At 51.7% G+C, this 18,523-nt stretch carries 16 protein-coding genes; 7 read left to right on the top strand and 9 right to left on the bottom strand.

From position 1 onward, the window contains the following. Nucleotides 1-3: 3 nt before the first annotated feature. Nucleotides 4-4,410, bottom strand: a complete 4,407-nt coding sequence (locus Q1A04_RS02270) for an IPT/TIG domain-containing protein (RefSeq protein ID WP_299700615.1) — start codon at nucleotides 4,408-4,410, stop codon at nucleotides 4-6. A 271-nt stretch (nucleotides 4,411-4,681) separates the two neighbouring features. Here Q1A04_RS02270 and Q1A04_RS02265 point away from each other — a divergent pair, with 271 nt between their 5' ends. Continuing rightward, nucleotides 4,682-5,119 carry a thioesterase family protein gene (locus tag Q1A04_RS02265; protein ID WP_299700612.1) on the top strand — a complete coding sequence of 146 codons (438 nt, stop codon included), beginning with the start codon at nucleotides 4,682-4,684 and terminating at the stop codon, nucleotides 5,117-5,119. 3 nt (nucleotides 5,120-5,122) lie between these two features. On the opposite strand, the gene Q1A04_RS02260 is transcribed toward Q1A04_RS02265, so the two are convergent. The 3 genes from Q1A04_RS02260 to Q1A04_RS02250 form a co-directional block, all read right to left on the bottom strand. Then, nucleotides 5,123-5,683: an NADPH-dependent FMN reductase gene (locus Q1A04_RS02260; RefSeq protein WP_299700609.1), complete on the bottom strand. Its 561-nt coding sequence runs from the start codon at nucleotides 5,681-5,683 to the stop codon at nucleotides 5,123-5,125. A gap of 24 nt (nucleotides 5,684-5,707) precedes the next feature. Beyond that, a complete protein-coding gene (locus Q1A04_RS02255) occupies nucleotides 5,708-6,205 on the bottom strand; it encodes a VOC family protein (RefSeq protein WP_299700607.1) in 498 nt (165 codons plus the stop codon). Between the two features lie 88 nt (nucleotides 6,206-6,293). Beyond that, the gene (locus Q1A04_RS02250) at nucleotides 6,294-7,817 is read right to left on the bottom strand and encodes a hypothetical protein (RefSeq protein ID WP_299700604.1); all 1,524 of its coding nucleotides are present in this window, start codon (nucleotides 7,815-7,817) and stop codon (nucleotides 6,294-6,296) included. A gap of 215 nt (nucleotides 7,818-8,032) precedes the next feature. Between Q1A04_RS02250 and Q1A04_RS02245 the strand changes: the two genes are divergently transcribed. After that, complete coding sequence (locus Q1A04_RS02245; RefSeq protein ID WP_299700601.1) at nucleotides 8,033-8,752, top strand: hypothetical protein; 720 nt, start codon at nucleotides 8,033-8,035, stop codon at nucleotides 8,750-8,752. Between the two features lie 104 nt (nucleotides 8,753-8,856). Here Q1A04_RS02245 and Q1A04_RS02240 read toward each other — a convergent pair whose 3' ends face one another. The 4 genes from Q1A04_RS02240 to Q1A04_RS02225 form a co-directional block, all read right to left on the bottom strand. Then, complete coding sequence (locus Q1A04_RS02240; protein ID WP_299700598.1) at nucleotides 8,857-9,702, bottom strand: arsenite methyltransferase; 846 nt, start codon at nucleotides 9,700-9,702, stop codon at nucleotides 8,857-8,859. A gap of 53 nt (nucleotides 9,703-9,755) precedes the next feature. Further along, nucleotides 9,756-10,088, bottom strand: a complete 333-nt coding sequence (locus Q1A04_RS02235; protein ID WP_299700595.1) for a metalloregulator ArsR/SmtB family transcription factor — start codon at nucleotides 10,086-10,088, stop codon at nucleotides 9,756-9,758. Between the two features lie 85 nt (nucleotides 10,089-10,173). Then, a complete protein-coding gene (locus Q1A04_RS02230; protein ID WP_299700592.1) occupies nucleotides 10,174-11,070 on the bottom strand; it encodes a hypothetical protein in 897 nt (298 codons plus the stop codon). Nucleotides 11,071-11,105: 35 nt separating this feature from the next. Continuing rightward, nucleotides 11,106-12,113 carry an SDR family oxidoreductase gene (locus Q1A04_RS02225; RefSeq protein WP_299700590.1) on the bottom strand — a complete coding sequence of 336 codons (1,008 nt, stop codon included), beginning with the start codon at nucleotides 12,111-12,113 and terminating at the stop codon, nucleotides 11,106-11,108. A 214-nt stretch (nucleotides 12,114-12,327) separates the two neighbouring features. Here Q1A04_RS02225 and Q1A04_RS02220 point away from each other — a divergent pair, with 214 nt between their 5' ends. The 5 genes from Q1A04_RS02220 (at nucleotide 12,328) to Q1A04_RS02200 (ending at nucleotide 17,423) form a co-directional block, all read left to right on the top strand. Then, complete coding sequence (locus tag Q1A04_RS02220; RefSeq protein ID WP_299700588.1) at nucleotides 12,328-13,917, top strand: vitamin K epoxide reductase family protein; 1,590 nt, start codon at nucleotides 12,328-12,330, stop codon at nucleotides 13,915-13,917. Next, on the top strand, nucleotides 13,901-15,226 hold the full coding sequence (locus tag Q1A04_RS02215) for a trehalase family glycosidase (RefSeq protein WP_299700585.1): 1,326 nt from the start codon (nucleotides 13,901-13,903) through the stop codon (nucleotides 15,224-15,226). Before Q1A04_RS02220 ends, Q1A04_RS02215 begins: the two co-directional genes overlap by 17 nt. Before the next feature lie 94 nt (nucleotides 15,227-15,320). Next, nucleotides 15,321-16,265, top strand: a complete 945-nt coding sequence (locus Q1A04_RS02210; protein ID WP_299700582.1) for a manganese catalase family protein — start codon at nucleotides 15,321-15,323, stop codon at nucleotides 16,263-16,265. A gap of 19 nt (nucleotides 16,266-16,284) precedes the next feature. Then, nucleotides 16,285-17,097: a DsbA family protein gene (locus tag Q1A04_RS02205; protein ID WP_299700579.1), complete on the top strand. Its 813-nt coding sequence runs from the start codon at nucleotides 16,285-16,287 to the stop codon at nucleotides 17,095-17,097. Between the two features lie 20 nt (nucleotides 17,098-17,117). Continuing rightward, the gene (locus Q1A04_RS02200; RefSeq protein ID WP_299700576.1) at nucleotides 17,118-17,423 is read left to right on the top strand and encodes a hypothetical protein; all 306 of its coding nucleotides are present in this window, start codon (nucleotides 17,118-17,120) and stop codon (nucleotides 17,421-17,423) included. Nucleotides 17,424-17,475: 52 nt separating this feature from the next. Here the strand turns inward: Q1A04_RS02200 and Q1A04_RS02195 are convergent, their stop codons facing one another. Next, entirely contained in the window at nucleotides 17,476-18,492 is a 1,017-nt protein-coding gene (locus Q1A04_RS02195; RefSeq protein WP_299700573.1) for a potassium channel family protein, read from the bottom strand. Nucleotides 18,493-18,523 lie beyond the last annotated feature (31 nt).

Raw genomic sequence — 18,523 nt, 5'->3', positions numbered from 1 at the left:
AAGTTACATCACAGTCAGTTTTTTGGTGATCAAACCGCGTTCGGTCTGTATCTGCAGAAAGTACAGCCCTGATTTAGCGGAAGGTAAATTAATCTCTACCGTTTCAGGCCGAGGTCCCGTGATGTGCGTTTGGTGATGGCGTTTGCCAACCGCATCGTATACCTCGATTAGCTGCACGTCAAAGTCGGCGTGACGCAGATTGACTGTAAACTGGCCGTTGTTCGGATTAGGGTATACCTGTATGGCCTCGGCAGGCGCCAGTTCCTCCACCACGAAATCCGCGGTGCTCTGAGCCACGCCGCCATAGCCGCTAATCGTCACTTTACCGGTTTGGGCACCACGGGGTACGCGAACCTTATACCTGTTTTCAGAGGTTTCAAGTACGAGCGCCTGCTCTCCGTTAAAGCGGATCACGTCCTGGTGCCCCTGCACGCCGAAGTGCTCACCCGTGAGCTCCACCACCGTGCCCACCGTGCCCTTGGCTGGTTGCATGGCCGTGAACTTCGGGCCCGGAATCACCTCGAAGGTCGTGGCACTCCAAGCCATACCGCCGGGCGTTTCCAGACTGATCTGTCCAGACTCGGCACCTTCCGGCACTTTCACTGTTAGCTGATGTTGGGTGGCCTCAAGTACGGTGGCGAGCGTTTGTCCGAATTTCACCTTGTTGCGTGTCTTGTCGTTGGCAAAATGCGCACCGTTTAGATGGATCGTCGCACCCACTATCGCATTTTCTGAGCTGAGGGAATTGATGATCGGCTGGTGCCACACCACAAAAGGCGTGGCACTCATCACTTCTCCGCCCTTGGTGCGCAGCTCGAAGCTGCCGGTTTCTGCGCCTGTCGGTACTCGCACCGTCAGGGAAGTGGCGATAGCGCTGAGCACCTCGCAGTCCAAGCCGTTTAGTTTTACATCCTCTATCAAGTTAGTCTGCAGGTGCTCGCCGGTAATGGTAACGGTTGTGCCTATTTTACCTTCAACCGGACTAAAGTCTGAGAAAATCGGTGGATGGTATACCTCAAACATTTCAGATGCCGTAACGCCACCGTCCGGCGTGATCACTTTTAGCTCACCGGTCGATGAGTTGGCTGGCACCAGCACGCGCAGCTCTGTCGGGGAGGCAGTCACCACGGTGGCGACCTTTCCGTTTAGGTATACCTTATTGTCAGCGGCCACAGCAGAGAAGCGCTTACCCGTGATGGTGATCTCACTGCCATACCTGCCGGCGGCGGGGGAGAACTCCGTAATGCTAGGCGTGGCCAGCACCTCCTCCAGATTGATGCGCACCGCCTCATTGATCACCGGCGGCATGTCGTAGATGCGGTTAATCGTGACATTGGTGCGGATCGGGGAGTTAAAGTCGAAGAAGATGTCGGCAAAGTTCTCCACAGAGGTCTTCTCCGGCAAATCGGCCTTCGGTTTGATGCTGAACTGTATGTAGCCATGGCTGCCCGGCTCATCGGCCGTGGAGTCGGGCAGCATAATGTTGTCGAAGGTCCACGTGAGCACCGGCTGTCCCTTGCCACTCACTTCGAAGCGGGAAGGGTGCGAGGTGGCGCCTACCTGCAGCGTGGAGAGGTCGAGATGCTCGGAGAGGGTGTCAACCACCACCACGCGGTAGGCCACGTCGGTGCCCGTGTTCTGGAAGCGGATCTTGTACTTGAGCGCCGTGTTGGTTGGGGTGTAGTTTTCAGAAGTACGCCCCACCGGTGTTACCAGCTTATCATTCGGGTCGTAGGAGTCGGTAATCAACATGCACTCTTCTGATACCTCGGCCTCCTCGTCATCGGTTGGCAGGGTGCTGACAAAGCCGGTGCTGAAGCCGGATTGGGTGGCGGAGGTGCGGCAGGCTTCCACTGTTACGCTGGCCTTGGTGTTGTCGCCGTTTCCGTCGGGCTGGTCGGCCTCCAAGCGGACGGTCATGCCGCTGGTCGGCACCCACAGCACGATGCTGTCGCCGGCGGCCAGTCTGTACTGCTCAATGGAAGCAAGGTCCCCATCTATGTATTTGCGAAAGAGCTCGGCGGTCTCCATGTTGGCAGTGCCGGTGTTTTTGATAACGAAGCGCACCATGCCCAGATCGTAGTTGCACTGGCCGGTAATGGTGACGGTCGCCACCCGAGTGACTGGCTTGTTGTTGGAGGGCGTGATCCAAGCGCGGGTGCAGACCGTGCGGTTGCGTACTGACTCGTCGCCGCATGTTACCTTGTCCTCTATCATTATCACACCGCTCTGCCCGGCCGCCAGATCGCCTACGGCAAACTCGTAGGTGCCGTCAGGCAGCAAGGTATAGGGTTTATCGGCCGAGAGAAGTTCCACCTCCTTGGGCAGCTGCAGGTATACTTTGGCGTCCGGGGCAGCGGCAAAGCCGGAGTTGTTGTAGCGAACAGTAGTAGTGCTCTCAAAGCAGCGGCGCCGGCGGGTGGAGGAAACGCTAACAGAAAGGCGAGGGGAAAGGGTAACTTGGTTGCCGAAGTTTAGGCCTAGTACTGTGGTTTTACCTTTGGAGATGGTAACTGAATGTGGTTGATTGGCCTCCGGGGAGGTTTGTGTTATTTCTATTCCCTGTATTTTGGGTATAACCTGTGATACTTCATAAGTACCGGTCGCATCCACCGCTATTTTGTAGTTTCCGGAAGCATCAGACTTACCAAAAACTGAACCCGGCTCTACTCTTACGAGAATGTCTTTTAACCTTGATTCATTTGAGCCGAATTGGCCGTCTGAGTTCGCGTCATGATAAATGGTGCCGGATATATAACTGTTTGAATCGTCTGAATCAGAAGACTTACTTAGGATATAGACATGTTCTCTATGCGTATTACCGACGAGCATATTGTGACCATCGGCGCTTACAGAGACCTCATCGCCCAAAACAGGAACATGTCCTGTTAGAGCTCCTGCTGTATTGAAAATATCAACCGAGGTTCCTGCTATGTAAATGTTCCCTTGTTTGTCAATTTCTATACTTTTAGGGATATTCTCTCCTCCCATTGTTCTCCCCCTAGTCACAAACTTTGTAATTATTTCACCCGATGCAGCATACTTATTTACATGATATACTGCATTCAGTCCCGCATCATACCTGTTTTCATGAATGATCACGTAGAGGTTACCTGCCGCATCTACCGCAATATCTTTATAGGTTGGAATACTGCTGAAAGCAATTGTATCGGATAATTGTATAACTGATAGGAGTTTGCCCAGTTTGTTGTATTTAACCACTTTTCCAGTCCCCAGCACATAGAAATTCTGATCTAAGCCAAGTGTTAACTTATGCCGAGGCTGAGACCTTATTTCCTGATCAGGAATGGCATCAAATTCCGAAATGAAACTTCCGATTGCGCTATATCTGCGAACGCGACCTTCTCTCAGGCTATCCAAAACATAAACAGAGCCATCAGTGCCCGAAGCAATATCCTGTATGGCGTTGAACTCCGAGTCAGGCCCGTTGGTGCCAAACTCTCTGAGCTTTATCCCTTGCCTGTTGAACACGTGCACTTTACGCGTCAGCCAATCTCCGGCATAGAAGTAATGACCTGCACTGTCCGTCTCTAATGCTGTCAACACAAGCCTGTCTGTAGCAGCCAGTTGGGAGCCGTATTCTGCCAGTATTTCACCTTGTGGGGATAGCTTAATGATTTTTCCACCCATTGGTGTAAAAGTAAGGCTGCCGCTGCCGGATACATAGATATTGCCGGTAGCGTCTAGCCCGACACCCATATTTATTCCCTGACCAATGCTTTGCAGCATCACACTCATGCGATGCTCCCCACTTTCATGGAAAGCATGTACCATGCGCGTACCAGCATCTGCTACATACAGTATACCTTTTTCATCGACTTCTATACCTGTAGGCATGTTAAATCCTTGAGTAGCATTGCCCGGATTAGCGTAACTGGTAACAAGCTGCCCTGCTGCAGAGAATTTCACTATCCGACTATGGTGTGAGTCTGCTACAAATACACTTCCATCTGATCCTACGGCCACATCAATCGGTGTTTTAAGGCCATTTAACTCATGAATAAACTGGCCATCGTTGCTAAACTTTCTTACCACATGTTGGTAAACATCCGTGATATAAATACTACCGTCCGGAGCTACTGCTATTCCTTCTACAGCTGTGCCATGGTATGTATTTGTATAAGTGTTTCTGAACTTAAAAAGAAAATTGCCTTCTTTGTCTGATTTGTAGAGATATCTGGTTAATGAATCCCAGATATAGATATTCCCATTCTGGTCTTTGGCAATAGCGCGTGCTTTGCCTGGGGCAGGTGCATCTTCAAAAGTGATATCTTTTTTAAAATCACCGTTTGCCTCTAAAACCCGCACTTGGTAACTATTGGCGACATATAAGTTTCCCTCCTCATCTAGCACAACACCCACTGGAGTAGTGAGTGTGGGCCCTATCATATGTTTAATCTCTAAGGAAGTCTCCTGTCCTTGGCTTTGCTGAAGAAAAAGAAAAATAAACGCAAAAAGTAGTAAAGTTATTCTCATATACCTCGGGTGAAAAACTGTGTGGGGTGCTATTGCTTCGTAAATTTAAAATTAAAGTTAAAGACAGAGTGCAATAGAATCATCTAATTTTGGCCTCTCCTTTAAAAAATCATCCTGTGTTATACTTCAGTGTTTTAACTTTGCAGGCTACACACCGTTTCTCTAGTCTGAAAAACAAAAACACATGTCCCATACCTATACCAATAAAGTCATGTGGTCGCACTTGGATGCGAACATGCACATGCGCCACTCCGCCTATGCCGACTTTGCGGCACAGGCCCGTATCGAAGCCCTCGAAGAACTGGGGCTGGACCTTAAAACTTTTCAGCGTCTGCACATTGGTCCGATCCTGTTCAAAGAGGAGACCACCTACCTGCGCGAGGTGGGCATTAACGAGGAGATCACGATCAAGACAGAGCTGACGGCCAGCCGCAAAGACGGTTCCCGCTGGGCCCTGCGCCATGAACTGTATAAAGCCGATGGCGTAAAAGCGGCCGTCATCAAAGTAGAGGGTGCTTGGATCGATATTTTGAAGCGGAAACTTGCCACACTGCCGGAAGAACTGGCTCAGCATTTCATGGAACTGCCACGCAGCGCTGACTATGTGGAGATGGAAGGGTAGGGGTTAGTCCTCCATCTTCCTTTTAGCCTCCACACACCAGAGCAACTCACCCACAAAAGCAGCGGCCCGCTTGTCTGTGGCTTCCTTGTCTGCGGGTTTACCTTCTGCGTCGTAATTGTCCTGTACCTTGGGCACAGGGAACATGGCAGGTACGGTCCAAGCATGCATTTTCCAGAGCGTGAACTGCAGCGACGTGATCACCTGCGTGCCGCCGAATGCGCCCCCCGAAACGGTGGAGATGGCAACAGGCTTGCGATGCCACTCATCGTAAAGCAGGTCGACCACGTTTTTTAAGCTGGCAGGATAGCCTCCGTTGTACTCCGGGGTCACGATGATGATGCCGTCAGCCTCTAGAATTTTATCTCTGAACTCGCGCATCGCAACGGTAGGTTCGTGCTGTCGACTGTAGCGCTCTTCAAACACAGGAAAATCGTAGCTTTTCAGGTCGATGATCTCAGCGGAGGCGTGTTGATGCTCTTCTAAATATGTCTTAAAATAGAGGGCCACCCGATGACTTTTGCGACCGGTGCGCACGCTGGAGGAGATGATGGCGATGTGAGGCATAGTGCGATCAGTTGGATTCCTGTTTTACTTTTCTAACTCGCTGAGCAGGTCTTGCAGGTCGAGTGGCTGGGTATACATGGTGATGGAGCCATCCTCGGTTCGAGGCCAGTTTTCCTGCGGTCGGTCCCAGTACAGCTCCACCCCGTTTCCGTCGGGGTCCGACAGGTATAGCGCCTCTGAAACACCGTGGTCCGAGGCACCGTCAAGTCGGTAGTCGGCCTCTTTAATGCGCTTCAGAATGGCAGCCAGATCTTTGCGGGAAGGGTAGAGGATGGCGGTATGAAAAAGGCCGGTGCTGCTTGGCGGCGGCGGTGTACCTCCTTTGCTATACCACGTATTCAGACCGATGTGGTGGTGGTAGCCCCCTGCTGAAATAAATGCCGCGTCCGGTCCGTACATCATCACGAGTTCAAAACCGAGCAGGTCGCGGTAAAAGGCCAGTGCCCGATCCAGGTCGGCCACTTTAAGATGCACATGCCCTATGCGTGTCTGCGCCGGAACGGTATACTTGTCTGCTGCCATGGTCTGTTTCTCTTTGCTGATATTTCCAATTTATCTTACTAGCCCATACGAGCGCGCCCGTTTTTTGTGTTTTGATTGCCGTCGGTGTTTAGCTGCCTCTATCGCTTTGGGCCAGTTCGAGCAGTATTTCGTAGTAGGGCCGACGAAGCATTTTGGCTTTCAGCCAAGCGTAGAAGCTCATGGCTTGGATATCAGTGTTTTCAAAAGAATCGAACTCGAGACTCTGTTCCACCTGCTGAAAAAAGGCAGGACCTGCCACGGCTTCCGGTTGGTCAACCATGTGCTTGATCAATTGCAAATACTGCTTCACGTTATGGTAGGCGGGCTGCTGCAGCAGTTCTTTGAAAGTGCGCTCAAAGGCGCGTATTCTGTTCAGCACAAGATCTTCGTTGCCGAGCTCGTACTGCAGAATAAGCTCACCCATTTTCTTCTTCAGCACCCACTCGCGGCCCATTGTCGACTCCAGCCATTTGTCGGATCGCTTCATGCCCATCAGCACTCGGTTCGCCTTGCCAAACGACCCCTGCGCAAAGTAGTTGAAACTCAAGCCCAATTGGGCGGTCAGCTGGTCACGCTGACTCAGGTTCACTTTGCTCTTGTAGAGTAGCTTCTCCATCAGCGCGACGGCCTCGTCGTTGCAGCGCAGAAAAACCAGATTGGCCACCATCAGAAAAATATAGCGCGGGTAGAAGGTGGCGTAATGGCTCTTGCCCTCTCCGTTCAGGCAGTTATTCAGCTCAGCCAGATAATGTACCGACTCCCCGAATTTCTTGTTACGGTACAGCACGTGCGCGATCATGTAAAGCAGGCTGAGCTTGTAGTACTGGTGTGCTTTGATAAAGCCATGCTTCTGTTCCGTTTCGTGATATTGACTGATGATGTAGGGCTCAAAGGAAAGAAAATCCTTACGGGCCAGCACCGCGCTTCGGGCGATGGACATCAGCTTGTAAAGTAGGGAGGGGCGCTTGCTCACCGCCTCGGTCAGGTTGTAACCGTGGAGCACCTCCTGTATGATCTTGTCGAAATGCAGGTCGCTGCCCTGACGTCGGACGGCCTGTAGTCGTTGGTTAATTATGCTGCTGGCGATGTTGGCCCGCTCATCTTCGTCGGCGGCTATTTTGTTCTGGTTGCGACGCGAAATGATCTGACTTAGATCCTCGGCATACGCACTGTCCGCTTTCTCGATCTGCAGGTTGTAAATGGTGTTGAGCAGATCGTACTGCTCGTTGGCGGCGGCCAGTTTCTCGGCTTTGGAAAGGTAGGTCCACGCCAGCCGCTCCACCCGCGCGTCAAACAGGTAACGGGCCAGCGAAAGCAGGCCCATGATCGTGGCGGCGGCCGTGCTGTCCTCTTCCATCCGCTTCAGCATGATGAAATCAGTCAGGTGCCGTGTCAGCCTTTTGCGAAGCGCATAGTAGGCCACGGGGTTGGGGTCTTCCGGGTATATGCGGGCGATTAATTGCTCGGGCTTGTAGTGTTTCTCCTGTAGCAGCAGCTTGTAGAGTTCGAGGTCCTTTCGGCTCTTCTTCTTTTTCTGTCGCTGTATAAAAGCACCCAGTTCTCGCCTGTCTTCTGCATCGAGCGTCTCCAGTGTAATCTTCAGGTCATCCATGCACTTTATTTTATTGAACCGAGGCCTTGTTTTAAATTTATAAAGTCTGATTATGTAAATGTAAGTAACTGGATGATAACTTGATAGCATTGAATAATATAAAAATGAAATGTCCTTAATATCAAAAGCATGGCTTTCAAACAGGTCGGGTGTGCTATACCTTTACTACATCATCAACAAGGAATAAACAATAAACAGCCAAACACACATCGACCATGAAAAAGCTATTGTTCACATTGCTCGCCTCCGCCGTATTTTATGCCGCGCAAGCCCAAGATATTATCATCAAACGCAACGGCGATGAGCTGGAGGTAAAGGTGCTTGAGATCGATCTCAGGGAGGTAAAATACAAGCGCTTCGATAACCTGGAAGGGCCTGTCATTTCCATTGCCAAGGCCGATGTCTTTATGATCAAGTATGAGAACGGCACCAAGGTGACCATGAACGAAACGCGTCCCGCTGTGCAAGAGCCCGTGTATGCCCAACGCACCGGTTATCCGCAGGAGAACCTGAAGCTTGGCGGACCGCGACTGGGCTTCACCGTACTCAGCCAGTCCTACCGCGATCATATCAAAGATGAGTTTGACTCGGATGTAAGCGCTATTATGACCCAGTTCGGCTGGCAGTTCGAGACGCGGGTATTCACGTTGGAGAATGGCACCTCGGGGCTGTTTGAGTTTGTGCCCTTGGTAGGCGGTCTGGAGCAGGGCAAGTTTTTGCCTAGCCTGAGTGCGCTGGTAGGTATAAGAAGTGCAAAAGGACTGGAGTTTGGTCTTGGCCCGAATGTGTCGCTTGGAGGGGCGGGACTGGTACTTGCGGTTGGTACCAATTTTCAGAGTCAGGGGGTGAACTTCCCGGTCAATTTCGCGGTGGCGCCTTCCAAAGACGGAGCACGTTTTAGTCTCTTGTTCGGCTTTAATTCACGCAAGTACTAAGCCATCGGACTATTCGATCTAAAGTAAATAAACCAGCTCGGGAGTGGCCTACTGCTAACAGACGGCACCTTCCGAGCTGGTATATTTTTACTTAGCGTTTAAGCCTAGCAGCAACCGCCGCCCGGAACACAGTCAGTCTTCTCTACTGGCTTTTCGCCGTACACCGTAATGCTGTAGATACCGGTGTTGCTCTCGCGGAAGGCCTTTATACCTTCTGCGTCCAGGTAGTCATGCAGAATTTCGTCGGGCACATGAATGGCTTTTTCCTTCTGCACCGTGATATTCTCAAAACCGACCTCTCGGATGATCTGCAGGTAGTCTTCTTTCTGGATCGCGCCTGACACACAACCGGCATACATTTCGCTAGCCTGCACGATTCCTTCCGGCAAATCGCCTACCAGCACCACGTCAGAAATGCTGAAGTGTCCACCGGTCTTGAGCACACGGAAAGTTTCGGCAAAGGCCTTGCGCTTATCGGGCACCAGATTGAGCACGCAGTTGCTGATCACCACATCGACGCGGTCTGCGGCCAATGGAAGCGATTCGATCTCGCCCTGCCGGAACTCCACATTGTTAAAGCCAAGCTTGTCGGCATTTTCGCGTGCCTTGGCGATCATGGCTTCTGTCATATCCACCCCGATCACTTTGCCGCTTTCACCTACCAAGGCACGGGCCACAAAGCAGTCGTTGCCTGCTCCTGAACCGAGGTCCAGCACGATGTCCCCTTTTTTGATCTGGGCAAACTCCGTCGGCACACCGCAGCCCAAACCAAGGTCAGCATCCGGATTGTACCCTTCGAGCTCGGTGTAGTTGTCTGCAAAGATGGCGTAGTCTACCGTGCCGCAGCCTGTTGCACCGCAGCAGGAAGCCTCGTTCTGTTCCTTGCTCTGCAAGGCGATCTCGCTGTACTTGTCTTTTACAATTTTCTTAAGTTCTTCTGCCGTGTTCATAATCTTTTCTTTTTAAGTTATCGGTATATTACGATGATGTTAAGCAAATTTTTTTAGCCGCACTTGCTGCCACAGGCTCTAGCGTTTGAGAAAAACATGTGCAGCATTTCTTGGGCTTCTTTCCAAGTCTTTTCGTTTATGCAATAGCATACCTTCTTCCCGTCTATGTCGCCCTGTATCAGTCCTGCTTCCTTCAGCTCTTTCAGGTGCTGCGACACAGTTGACTGGGACAGGGGGAGTTCCTCCACGATGTCGCCGCAGATACACGCGTTGCGCTCTAACAGGATGCGCAGGATAGCGATGCGTGCCGGATGTGCCAGCGCTTTGGCGTACCCTGCCAGCCTGATGTCTGTTTCCGTGAACTGTTCTGTTTTGGAGATTCCCATACCTAAAATTTATTATCGTAAAATTACGATAATAGTTGCAAGTATTCAAGCGAATAACTGAAATTATTTTCTGGTAATAGAGGGACTAGGATGAGCTGCTCTCCGTTTGCCCATAGTTGCCCTTTTCTCCTATATTTTTGAGGATCAGCACGCCGGATAGAATTGAAAGAATGTTAAAGACAGGGATGATAAAAATTGCCGGAATCACTTGGTAACCCAATAGCGCCATGGCAATCACTTTGGCGGTAAGGGCGGTCATCAGCAAAGACAGAAACACAAAATAGACCGGTGCGAAAAGGTAGCCGAATGGCTTCTTCTTGAAAAACAAAATACCAGCGACAAAACCAGCCGGCAGTAGCAGGCCAAGGTCAAGGCCCTGCACCACCAGTGTGGTATAATGCTCTACCTGCACCGGTATGATGCTTCGGTCCAGCAGCGGTGGCACTACAATGCTAAGCCAAAGTAAGGCGATCGCGACAGCCTGAAAGATAAGGAAACCGCCTGTCAGACGATGAGGGGTTGAAGACAGAAAGGAGGAGGGGAGCAGCCGCCTGTCGAAGGAGAGGAGAGTCAGGATAAAAGCGAAGAAAGAGGTGGCCAGCAAAAACACATACACCAGAAAGAGCACGTTGTACATGCCCATCAGGAGGTAAAAGAGATAGGTGACCAAGAAGTAGCCTAGCGTGCCCGCCAACAGAAAGCGGGCTATTAGGGAGCCGGTTCGTGCCGCCAACAAGGCTATGATGAGAAGCGGAATGCCCAGCAGCAGGGTCACGTAATCCTGCGCTATACCTTGCGGGGCCACCTCGGCTGACATATGCTGGTATACACCTTTTCCGTAAATGGTCACTGTCTTACCCCGCACCGTCTCATGTTGGAAAGGGCCAGGGCCTTCCTCGGACATGATCCCAGTCGTGGTGGCAACGGCTGCTGCCACGACAAGGAGAACAACCAGAATGCTGATTACCTTCCTGTTCTTCATTTTCCGCTTTTGCTATGCTTCTTGGGCCTCAGACGTCAACCTTTCAGCCACTTTCCGAGCAAAAGGATCGCGCTCACAGCTGCAGCTGTGGACAGGATCTCTTTGCGATGCAGACTCACCCACAATTGCGGGCTGAAATCGGTTGCCTGATCGCCAAAAGTGCCGTGAGCGCCGTGGTCTCCGGGCAGCGGCTCCCACAGGTTGTTCTTCCTGTTCGGATCCTCGGGTTCATCTGTCTGCTGTCCTTCATACCCGTTTTTCGCCAGCACATAGTCAGCGTACCAGGGAGCTATTTTATTCCCCACAATAGCCTGTAGGGTAGGCCATCCCACGTTTATCTCCCGTCTGTCATGTTCTGCGGCATAGAGTATGGCCTCCGCCGCCACCTCAGGTTGGTATATCTTGCCCATGGGTTTGGGCTTATTGGGTAGCCTGCTTTTCACGAATCCGAACTGAGTCGTGTTCATGGCCGGAAGCTGTACCATGGTTACCTGTACCTTGCTTTTGTCGTGCATAAGCTCTGTGCGAAGCGAGTCAAAGAAACCCTGTATAGCATGCTTTGCCCCGCAGTACGCCGACTGTAGCGGGATGCCTCTGTAGGCCAAAGCTGAGCCTACCAGCACAATCTTGCCCTTGTCACGCGGTAGCATGCGCTTCAAAGCGGACAGTGTGCCGTATACCTGTCCCAGATACGTTACATCTGTGACACGCTTGTAATCCTCAGGCTCCATTTCTTTTATGGGGCTGAAGACACTGTTCATCGCATTGTTGACCCACACGTCAATCGGGCCGAGCTGTTCTTCGGTTTTGGCGGCGGCGTTCTCCACTGCTTGTGCATCCGCCACGTCTACCTCAAAATAGACAGCCTTACGTCCCATTGCCTCAATCTCTTTCTGTGCTCCCTTCAGACCGTCCACACCTCTTGCCAGAAGCGATACATCATACCCGTTTTGGGCGAAAGTACGGGCTATGGACCTCCCGAGTCCAGCCGAGGCTCCTGTTACGACGACTACACCGCGCCGTTTTTCTCTGTATGAATTCATAGCTCATTGCGTTGATTAACACCATCTTTTCTTCAGCTGTAGTTACGCCCGCTTCTTTTAATAAGTTTTGGAGGCGCAGGGAAGCGGGGCCAATCCGTCCTTGTGCTGCCAGACATCTATAATAAATGTCAATAAATATATAAAACCTTGCTTTTGAATGAATTGTAAAACAAGGGTGTGAATATTGGTTTTCATGGTATACTGAAATTAAAGCATGGAGAAGGATCAGGACAAGGAACAGGATGATGGCCAGCATCAGGGCGGGATGGGAATGCGTGGTGTAACACGCCCCATGGCCGAGAAGAAGATTCGTCAGCACAACAAGCAAATGCAAGGGGATGGCGGCCAAGAACATGACGAGCATCAACAGGGGAAAGGCGAAGGCCACGACGGCATGATGTCCGATGATATGCGGAAGCAAATGCTCCACATGCACCACATGCAAACGCTGTGGGTATACTGGATGATCATCATCCTCGGGGTATGGGTGTTGTTTTCGCCGCTCACCTTCGACTACGGTATCGGTACTGTGGAGCCATCCGGCGGCAGAAGCGTGTGGCTCTCCATGGAGCAGCGCATACAGTTCATGAAGTGGAGTGACATCCTCAGTGGTGCGCTGCTGATCTTTTTCGGGTGGCGCGGCCTTACGCCCAACCGACCGGTCAGCCTCTGGATTTGCTGCTTTATCGGTATCTGGCTGACCATGGCCCCTATCTTATTCTGGTCACCCTCTTCTGTTGCCTACCTGAACGATACCATGGTGGGTGCGCTTATCATCGCCCTGACCATTCTGATTCCCGGTATGCCCAACATGATCATGTACATGAAGATGGGGCCGGAAACGCCTCCGGGCTGGAGCTACAACCCCTCCAGCTGGCCGCAGCGCTGGATCATGATGGTGCTTGCCTTCCTCGGGTGGATCGTATCGCGCTACCTGGCTGCTTTTCAATTGGGGTACATCAACACCATGTGGGACCCTTTCTTTGGGGAACAGAGTGTGCAGGTGCTGAACTCCAGTATGTCACATTCACTGCCAATATCAGATGCAGGACTGGGTGCCATTGCCTACACGTTGGAATTCTTGATGGGCTGGATGGGCAGCCCCGCCCGCTGGCGCACCATGCCTTGGATGGTGGCCGTGTTTGGTATACTGGTTATCCCGCTCGGTCTGGTGCACATCTTCCTAGTGATCAGTCAGCCCGTGATGGTAGGTGCTTGGTGTACCTTCTGTCTGCTGGCAGCAGCCATCATGTTACCCATGATTCCGCTGGAAGCGGATGAGGTAATTGCCATGATTCAGTTTATGAAAAAGAAACTCAAGAAAGGAAAAGAAGGATTCTGGAAGCTCTTCTGGAAAGGCGGCAACATTGAGAGTGATGAAGAAGATCAAGCGCCGGAAATGATGAAGTTCCCAGAGAAGCCGGGTGCCGTGTACAGGGCTTCCATCTGGGGCATGAGCTTCCCGTGGACACTACTGGTGTCTACGCTACTGGGTGTCGCCGTGATGTTTGCCCCGGGCGTGTTCGGAGTGAGTATAAATGAGACAGCTGCCAATATTTTCCATCTGAGCGGCTCGCTTATAGTCGTGGTATCCGTGATCTGTATGGGAGAGCCCTTGCGAATAGGACGTTATCTCAATATACTGCTGGGACTCATCCTAGCAGTCGGACCTTGGTTCCTCGAGAGTAGTCCGACAGCATTAAGTATAACAGGTGTGGTGCTTGGCCTTGCTGTAGCTGCTCTGGCATTACCGCGCGGACCTAAAACACAACGATACGCAGGTTGGGATGAGTACATCAAATAGACAGGGACAGGTTGAGGAGCAGGGTATTCTGAGTGATGAGGAGCTAAAGTCTCAGGTAAGGGAGGTGCTCTACAGGAATATGGTAAGCGGCGAGAGAGCTGGGTTCACTTACCATTTCACGAAGCCTTCTCCTGAAACTTACCCCTTCCAGTTTTTCTGGGACACCTGTTTCCATGTCTACACGCTGACGGCCCTGGACGAGGTGGACATGGCCAAAGAACACGTGCAAAGCCTGTTCGAAATGCAGCTGCCAGATGGTTTTGTAGGCCACATGAGCTACTGGAAACGGCTGTGGCCCGGACGTGTCACAGATCTGCTGCAGCTGCGCCCCCGCGATGTGCTGCGGCTCTACAAGCCGCACATGTCGGCACTGGTACAGCCTCCCCTTGCCGCACAGGCCGTACTCCGGATTTATAAACATGACCATGAGCTGTCCTTTGTCAGGGAGATGCTCCCCAAGCTCAAAAAGTTTTATCTGTGGCTGGCAGAAAATAGGGATTTTGAAGGGGAGGGGCTCTTGTCTATCATATCCCCCTTCGAGTCGGGCATGGATTGGAAACCCAGTTACGATCCTGTGTTGGGTTATGATAAAGGCAAGGCTGGTCCGCTGCTGTTCTTAAAGGTGCTGCAGGTAGACGCGCATAATTTCCTCAAGGGGTATGATCTTCCCCGCATCTACAGGAGTAACAGGTTCATCGTCAAAGACGCCGCCTTCAACACCATCTATGCCCAGAACCTGGAGGCGCTGGCCTACTTGTGTCAACTGGTACAGGATGATGACTGGCAGCAGTTCAGGAAGCTAGGCAAAAAAACAGAGGAGAGCATAGTGCGCTATATGTATGATGAAAAGGATGCCGCCTTTTATGACTTGGAAGGTCACCATTTCAGCAAGTTGAGAATCTGCACGGCTACCATCTTTTTTCCGCTGGTGCTGCAGAGCGTGTCGAAGGAGATATGCAAACAAGTGTTGGAAAGGCACCTACTGCAGAAGGATGGTTTTCATGTGCCTTATCCCGTTCCCTCTCTTTCTGTGAACGAACCGGCATTCAATCCCGATGAGTCACTCTACATCTGGCGTGGTCCCACGTGGGTGGTATTCAACTGGTTCCTGCATGAGTACCTGCTGGAGAAGGGGCACGAGCAGGAGGCCCGGGAGCTGCTGCTAAGTGTGAAGCGGCTGATTTCCAAAAGCGGATTTAGGGAGTATTACGATCCCTTCACAGGCGAAGGGCATGGGGCAGAGGAGTTCACTTGGTCCGGTCTTGTAGTGGACATGATCAACAGGCAGCAGGATGAATTATATGAGTAGATGAGTTGTAGTTATTTGATAACCAATATCTTAATTGGGTGCTATTCGTTTACTCTAACTTAAGTAGTTGTTTAAATTTAAAGAAGGAGGTCAGATGTTTTATCATGTAAAAGAGTTACAGTTCAATGCAAGGGTTTCAAAACCAGATCCAGCATTTGCCAGCCTGCTGCTGGAGCAGTTTGGGGGGGCAAACGGAGAGCTGAAAGCCGCGATGCAGTATTTTGTGCAGGCCTTTACTGTGCGCCAACCCCATCCGGATCAGTATGACATGCTGATGGATATCGCCACAGAGGAGTTCAGCCATCTCGAAATTGTGGGTGCTACTATCCAGATGCTGCTGGGGCCGATCAACGGTGAGTTGAAGAACGCGGCCGAGGAGGCTGAGATCATGCAGTTGCTGCAGGGGAAGGCGAAGAAAGAGGATTTCATCCACAACGCCATGGTCAACCCGCAGTTCTTCGTGCTGAGTGGCGGCGGCCCAACCCTGACCAACAGCCAAGGGGTGCCGTGGAATGGCTCTTATGTGGATGCCAACGGAGATCCTACCGTTGACCTCCGGTCTAACATAGCAGCTGAGTCCAGGGCCAAGATCGTGTACGAGTATCTGATGCAGTTCACGGATGACCCTTATGTAAAGGAGACCCTCAGTTTTCTGATGACACGGGAGGTGGCGCACTTCCAGATGTTTGAGGCGGCACTGCAAACAATACAACCCAACTTCCCGCCGGGCGTACTGCAGGGCGATCCGCGTTACAGCAACAGCTACTTTAACATGTCCAACGGAGTTGATGTGAGAGGCCCATGGAACGAAGGCAAGAGTCCCGGCCTCGGTGAGACTTGGCAGTACGTGGAAGAACCCTTCCGGCACGTGGTGGATTCCAACGGTATGATCGACCACAAAACGAATGGTACCGACCGTACGATGAAGTCTGTAGAGAAAATGGACAAGACACTCAGCCAGGAGCGAAGCAAAAAAGTCAAAGCAGCCGTACCTAAGGGAGAAAACCAGTGGTGCGAGTACCCGCAGGATAGCCTGTAAGCAGGAGAAACAATTGATAATGGCTGAAAGAGAAAACAAACGAGAAAAAAAACAGGAAGCAGGGTCGGTGGAGATAGAATACTACACCGACCCTCTTTGTTGCTGGAGTTGGGCACTGGAGCCCCAGTGGCGGCGTCTGCGCTTCGAGTACAGCGGCATGGTAAAGTGGCGCTACCGCATGGGCGGTCTCATTCCTAACTGGGACAGTTTCCAGGATCCCTTGAACACAGTCACCCGGCCGCTCCAGATGGGGCCGCTCTGGATGGAGGCGAAGCACGTATCCGGTATGCCGATTCAGGACAGGGTATGGTATGAAAACCCGCCGGCTTCCTCTTACCCCGCCTGCATTGCCGTAAAGGCTGCCGGGCTGCAGTCGCCGGTGGCGGCGGAGGCTTACCTGCGCAGGGTGCGCGAGACGGTGATGTTGCATGGGCAGAACATAGCGGATCGGGAAGTGCTGTTGGAGGTTGGCGGAAAGCTGTCCGAAGAAAGACCTGCTGTATTTGATGCCGCCGCATTCGAGCGGGCTCTGGGCGGTGAAGAAGCCCGCAAAGCCTTTGAGCAGGACCTGATGCAGGTGCGTATCCACGGCATCAGCCGTTTCCCGACCCTCACGCTGAAAAAAGAAGGGGAGGAAACGGGGGTGATGATCGTGGGCTATCGGCCTTACGAGGCCTTGCAACAGGCTTTGAAGCAGGTGGCGCCGGAACTGCAGCCGATACAGCACACCACCGACGAGATGGAGTACAGAAGGTACTGGGGGAGTGTAACAGAGCGCGAGGTGAAGGAAGCCCTGCAGCAGGAAAAAGCTGCATCTCCTAAGGCAGAATAATCAGACTTGGAAGTATACCTATGAAAACAGTAGAGCTTAACGAGTTAAACTCAACATTGCGGATTGAAGGAAGTAAATCCACCAGAAGCATGGACATCAAAAACCTCGTAGTCAAGAAATGGCCTACATCAGATGCCCGCATAAAATTGATCGTGTTGGATGAAAAGGACATTCCCATTTACAGCCACCTCTTGGACCCGGCACAGGATGAGGGTACGGATACTGTAGAAGTCAACAAGAAATTCGTCTTCTATGACCACCTCTCTGTCGTGGTCACAGCCGAGCCTGCTGAAAGCCCTTTCACTATTGTGATTGAGTTTGAATAGGGCTTCTGTTCTGCTGCAGTTATTTTAACTGCCAAGGGTGATGATTGCCCGATCACCTCTCCCCGTAAACTTGCTGCCACGACCAACCGTCTTTTTCAAGCAGCAGCGTGAGTAACTCTCTGCGCTCCTGCGTAGCCTGTGCAGATGAGTACTTCAACGCCCCTTCTTCTGCAAGCGGTATACCTGCAGCTTTCAGTTCTTTCAAATCGAGGATGGGAGCATCCCCCTTTGGAGAGGCGTCTTTCAGAAAACCGCTTTTTAACATTTCCAAGTAGGAATCAAGCGTGGTCTGCAACATCGACATCTGGAGTCCGTTTTCCTCTTCCTGCCCGCTTACCGTCTCCTTGAGCAGGTGGTATGTTTCGGTTAGCAGCACCATGGCCGGAGCTATTGCCTGTTCTGGCTGCTTCTTATGGAAATAGTGTATGACAGGGTAGGAGTGGTGGTGCATCGTATGCTGTATGAGCATTTGGCAGATATCAGAGGTGTTGTCGAAAAAAGACGAGAAGCCTTTGCCATCCCAGCTGTTAGTCAGTATCTCCTGCGGTGTTTTGCCCATGCTGCTGAGGTACAGACTGAGCTTGCTTTGCAGACCAACTGCCTGCAGTACCGGCACAAAATAAGTAATGGAGGTGGTGATAAAAGCAAGCCCGGAAAAAGCCGCCACGCTGGTTACAATGCGCCACAGGTCTGATGTTGCCTTGTAGTCCCCAACGCCTAGGGTAGAAAGCGTAAACCCGGCGTAGTATAACTTCTCTAAAGAACTTGCTTTGGCCATCGTACTGCTGTTTACAATGGAATCGGGTTCTGCCAGCAGCATCAGAAACAACGCGAGCCAAAGTGCCGCCACCCAGAACAGCAGCACAGAACACAGTACAGCCAGCCCCGCATAGGAGAGGAGGGTGGAGGTGCCATTTTTGCCGGAGGCGACAAAAAAGATGTTCCACACCCCACGGGAGAGCTTGCTGGTGATTACTCCGCCGCCTTTAGATGATAAAGTGGTTTTGACAATATCCATTGCGATAACCGCAAAAAGTACAATCCCACTCAGGAGGTATAGGTAGTTCATAAGGTGGATTCGCTATGCGCTGCTTTCTAAA

Source organism: uncultured Pontibacter sp., assembly GCF_947499215.1.
Lineage (GTDB): Bacteria > Bacteroidota > Bacteroidia > Cytophagales > Hymenobacteraceae > Pontibacter.
The sequence above is the reverse complement of the archived record's forward strand: the minus strand, read 5'-3'. Positions and strand labels throughout refer to the sequence as shown.

Excerpts from the sequence above, each read along its gene's own strand:
- Q1A04_RS02270 (WP_299700615.1), bottom strand. The coding sequence starts at position 4,410 with ATGATAGGGCCCACACTCACTACTCCAGTGGGTGTTGTGCTAGATGAG.
- Q1A04_RS02265 (WP_299700612.1), top strand. The coding sequence starts at position 4,682 with ATGTCCCATACCTATACCAATAAAGTCATGTGGTCGCACTTGGATGCG.
- Q1A04_RS02260 (WP_299700609.1), bottom strand. The coding sequence starts at position 5,683 with ATGCCTCACATCGCCATCATCTCCTCCAGCGTGCGCACCGGTCGCAAA.
- Q1A04_RS02255 (WP_299700607.1), bottom strand. The coding sequence starts at position 6,205 with ATGGCAGCAGACAAGTATACCGTTCCGGCGCAGACACGCATAGGGCAT.
- Q1A04_RS02250 (WP_299700604.1), bottom strand. The coding sequence starts at position 7,817 with ATGGATGACCTGAAGATTACACTGGAGACGCTCGATGCAGAAGACAGG.
- Q1A04_RS02245 (WP_299700601.1), top strand. The coding sequence starts at position 8,033 with ATGAAAAAGCTATTGTTCACATTGCTCGCCTCCGCCGTATTTTATGCC.
- Q1A04_RS02240 (WP_299700598.1), bottom strand. The coding sequence starts at position 9,702 with ATGAACACGGCAGAAGAACTTAAGAAAATTGTAAAAGACAAGTACAGC.
- Q1A04_RS02235 (WP_299700595.1), bottom strand. The coding sequence starts at position 10,088 with ATGGGAATCTCCAAAACAGAACAGTTCACGGAAACAGACATCAGGCTG.
- Q1A04_RS02230 (WP_299700592.1), bottom strand. The coding sequence starts at position 11,070 with ATGAAGAACAGGAAGGTAATCAGCATTCTGGTTGTTCTCCTTGTCGTG.
- Q1A04_RS02225 (WP_299700590.1), bottom strand. The coding sequence starts at position 12,113 with ATGAATTCATACAGAGAAAAACGGCGCGGTGTAGTCGTCGTAACAGGA.
- Q1A04_RS02220 (WP_299700588.1), top strand. The coding sequence starts at position 12,328 with ATGGAGAAGGATCAGGACAAGGAACAGGATGATGGCCAGCATCAGGGC.
- Q1A04_RS02215 (WP_299700585.1), top strand. The coding sequence starts at position 13,901 with ATGAGTACATCAAATAGACAGGGACAGGTTGAGGAGCAGGGTATTCTG.
- Q1A04_RS02210 (WP_299700582.1), top strand. The coding sequence starts at position 15,321 with ATGTTTTATCATGTAAAAGAGTTACAGTTCAATGCAAGGGTTTCAAAA.
- Q1A04_RS02205 (WP_299700579.1), top strand. The coding sequence starts at position 16,285 with ATGGCTGAAAGAGAAAACAAACGAGAAAAAAAACAGGAAGCAGGGTCG.
- Q1A04_RS02200 (WP_299700576.1), top strand. The coding sequence starts at position 17,118 with ATGAAAACAGTAGAGCTTAACGAGTTAAACTCAACATTGCGGATTGAA.
- Q1A04_RS02195 (WP_299700573.1), bottom strand. The coding sequence starts at position 18,492 with ATGAACTACCTATACCTCCTGAGTGGGATTGTACTTTTTGCGGTTATC.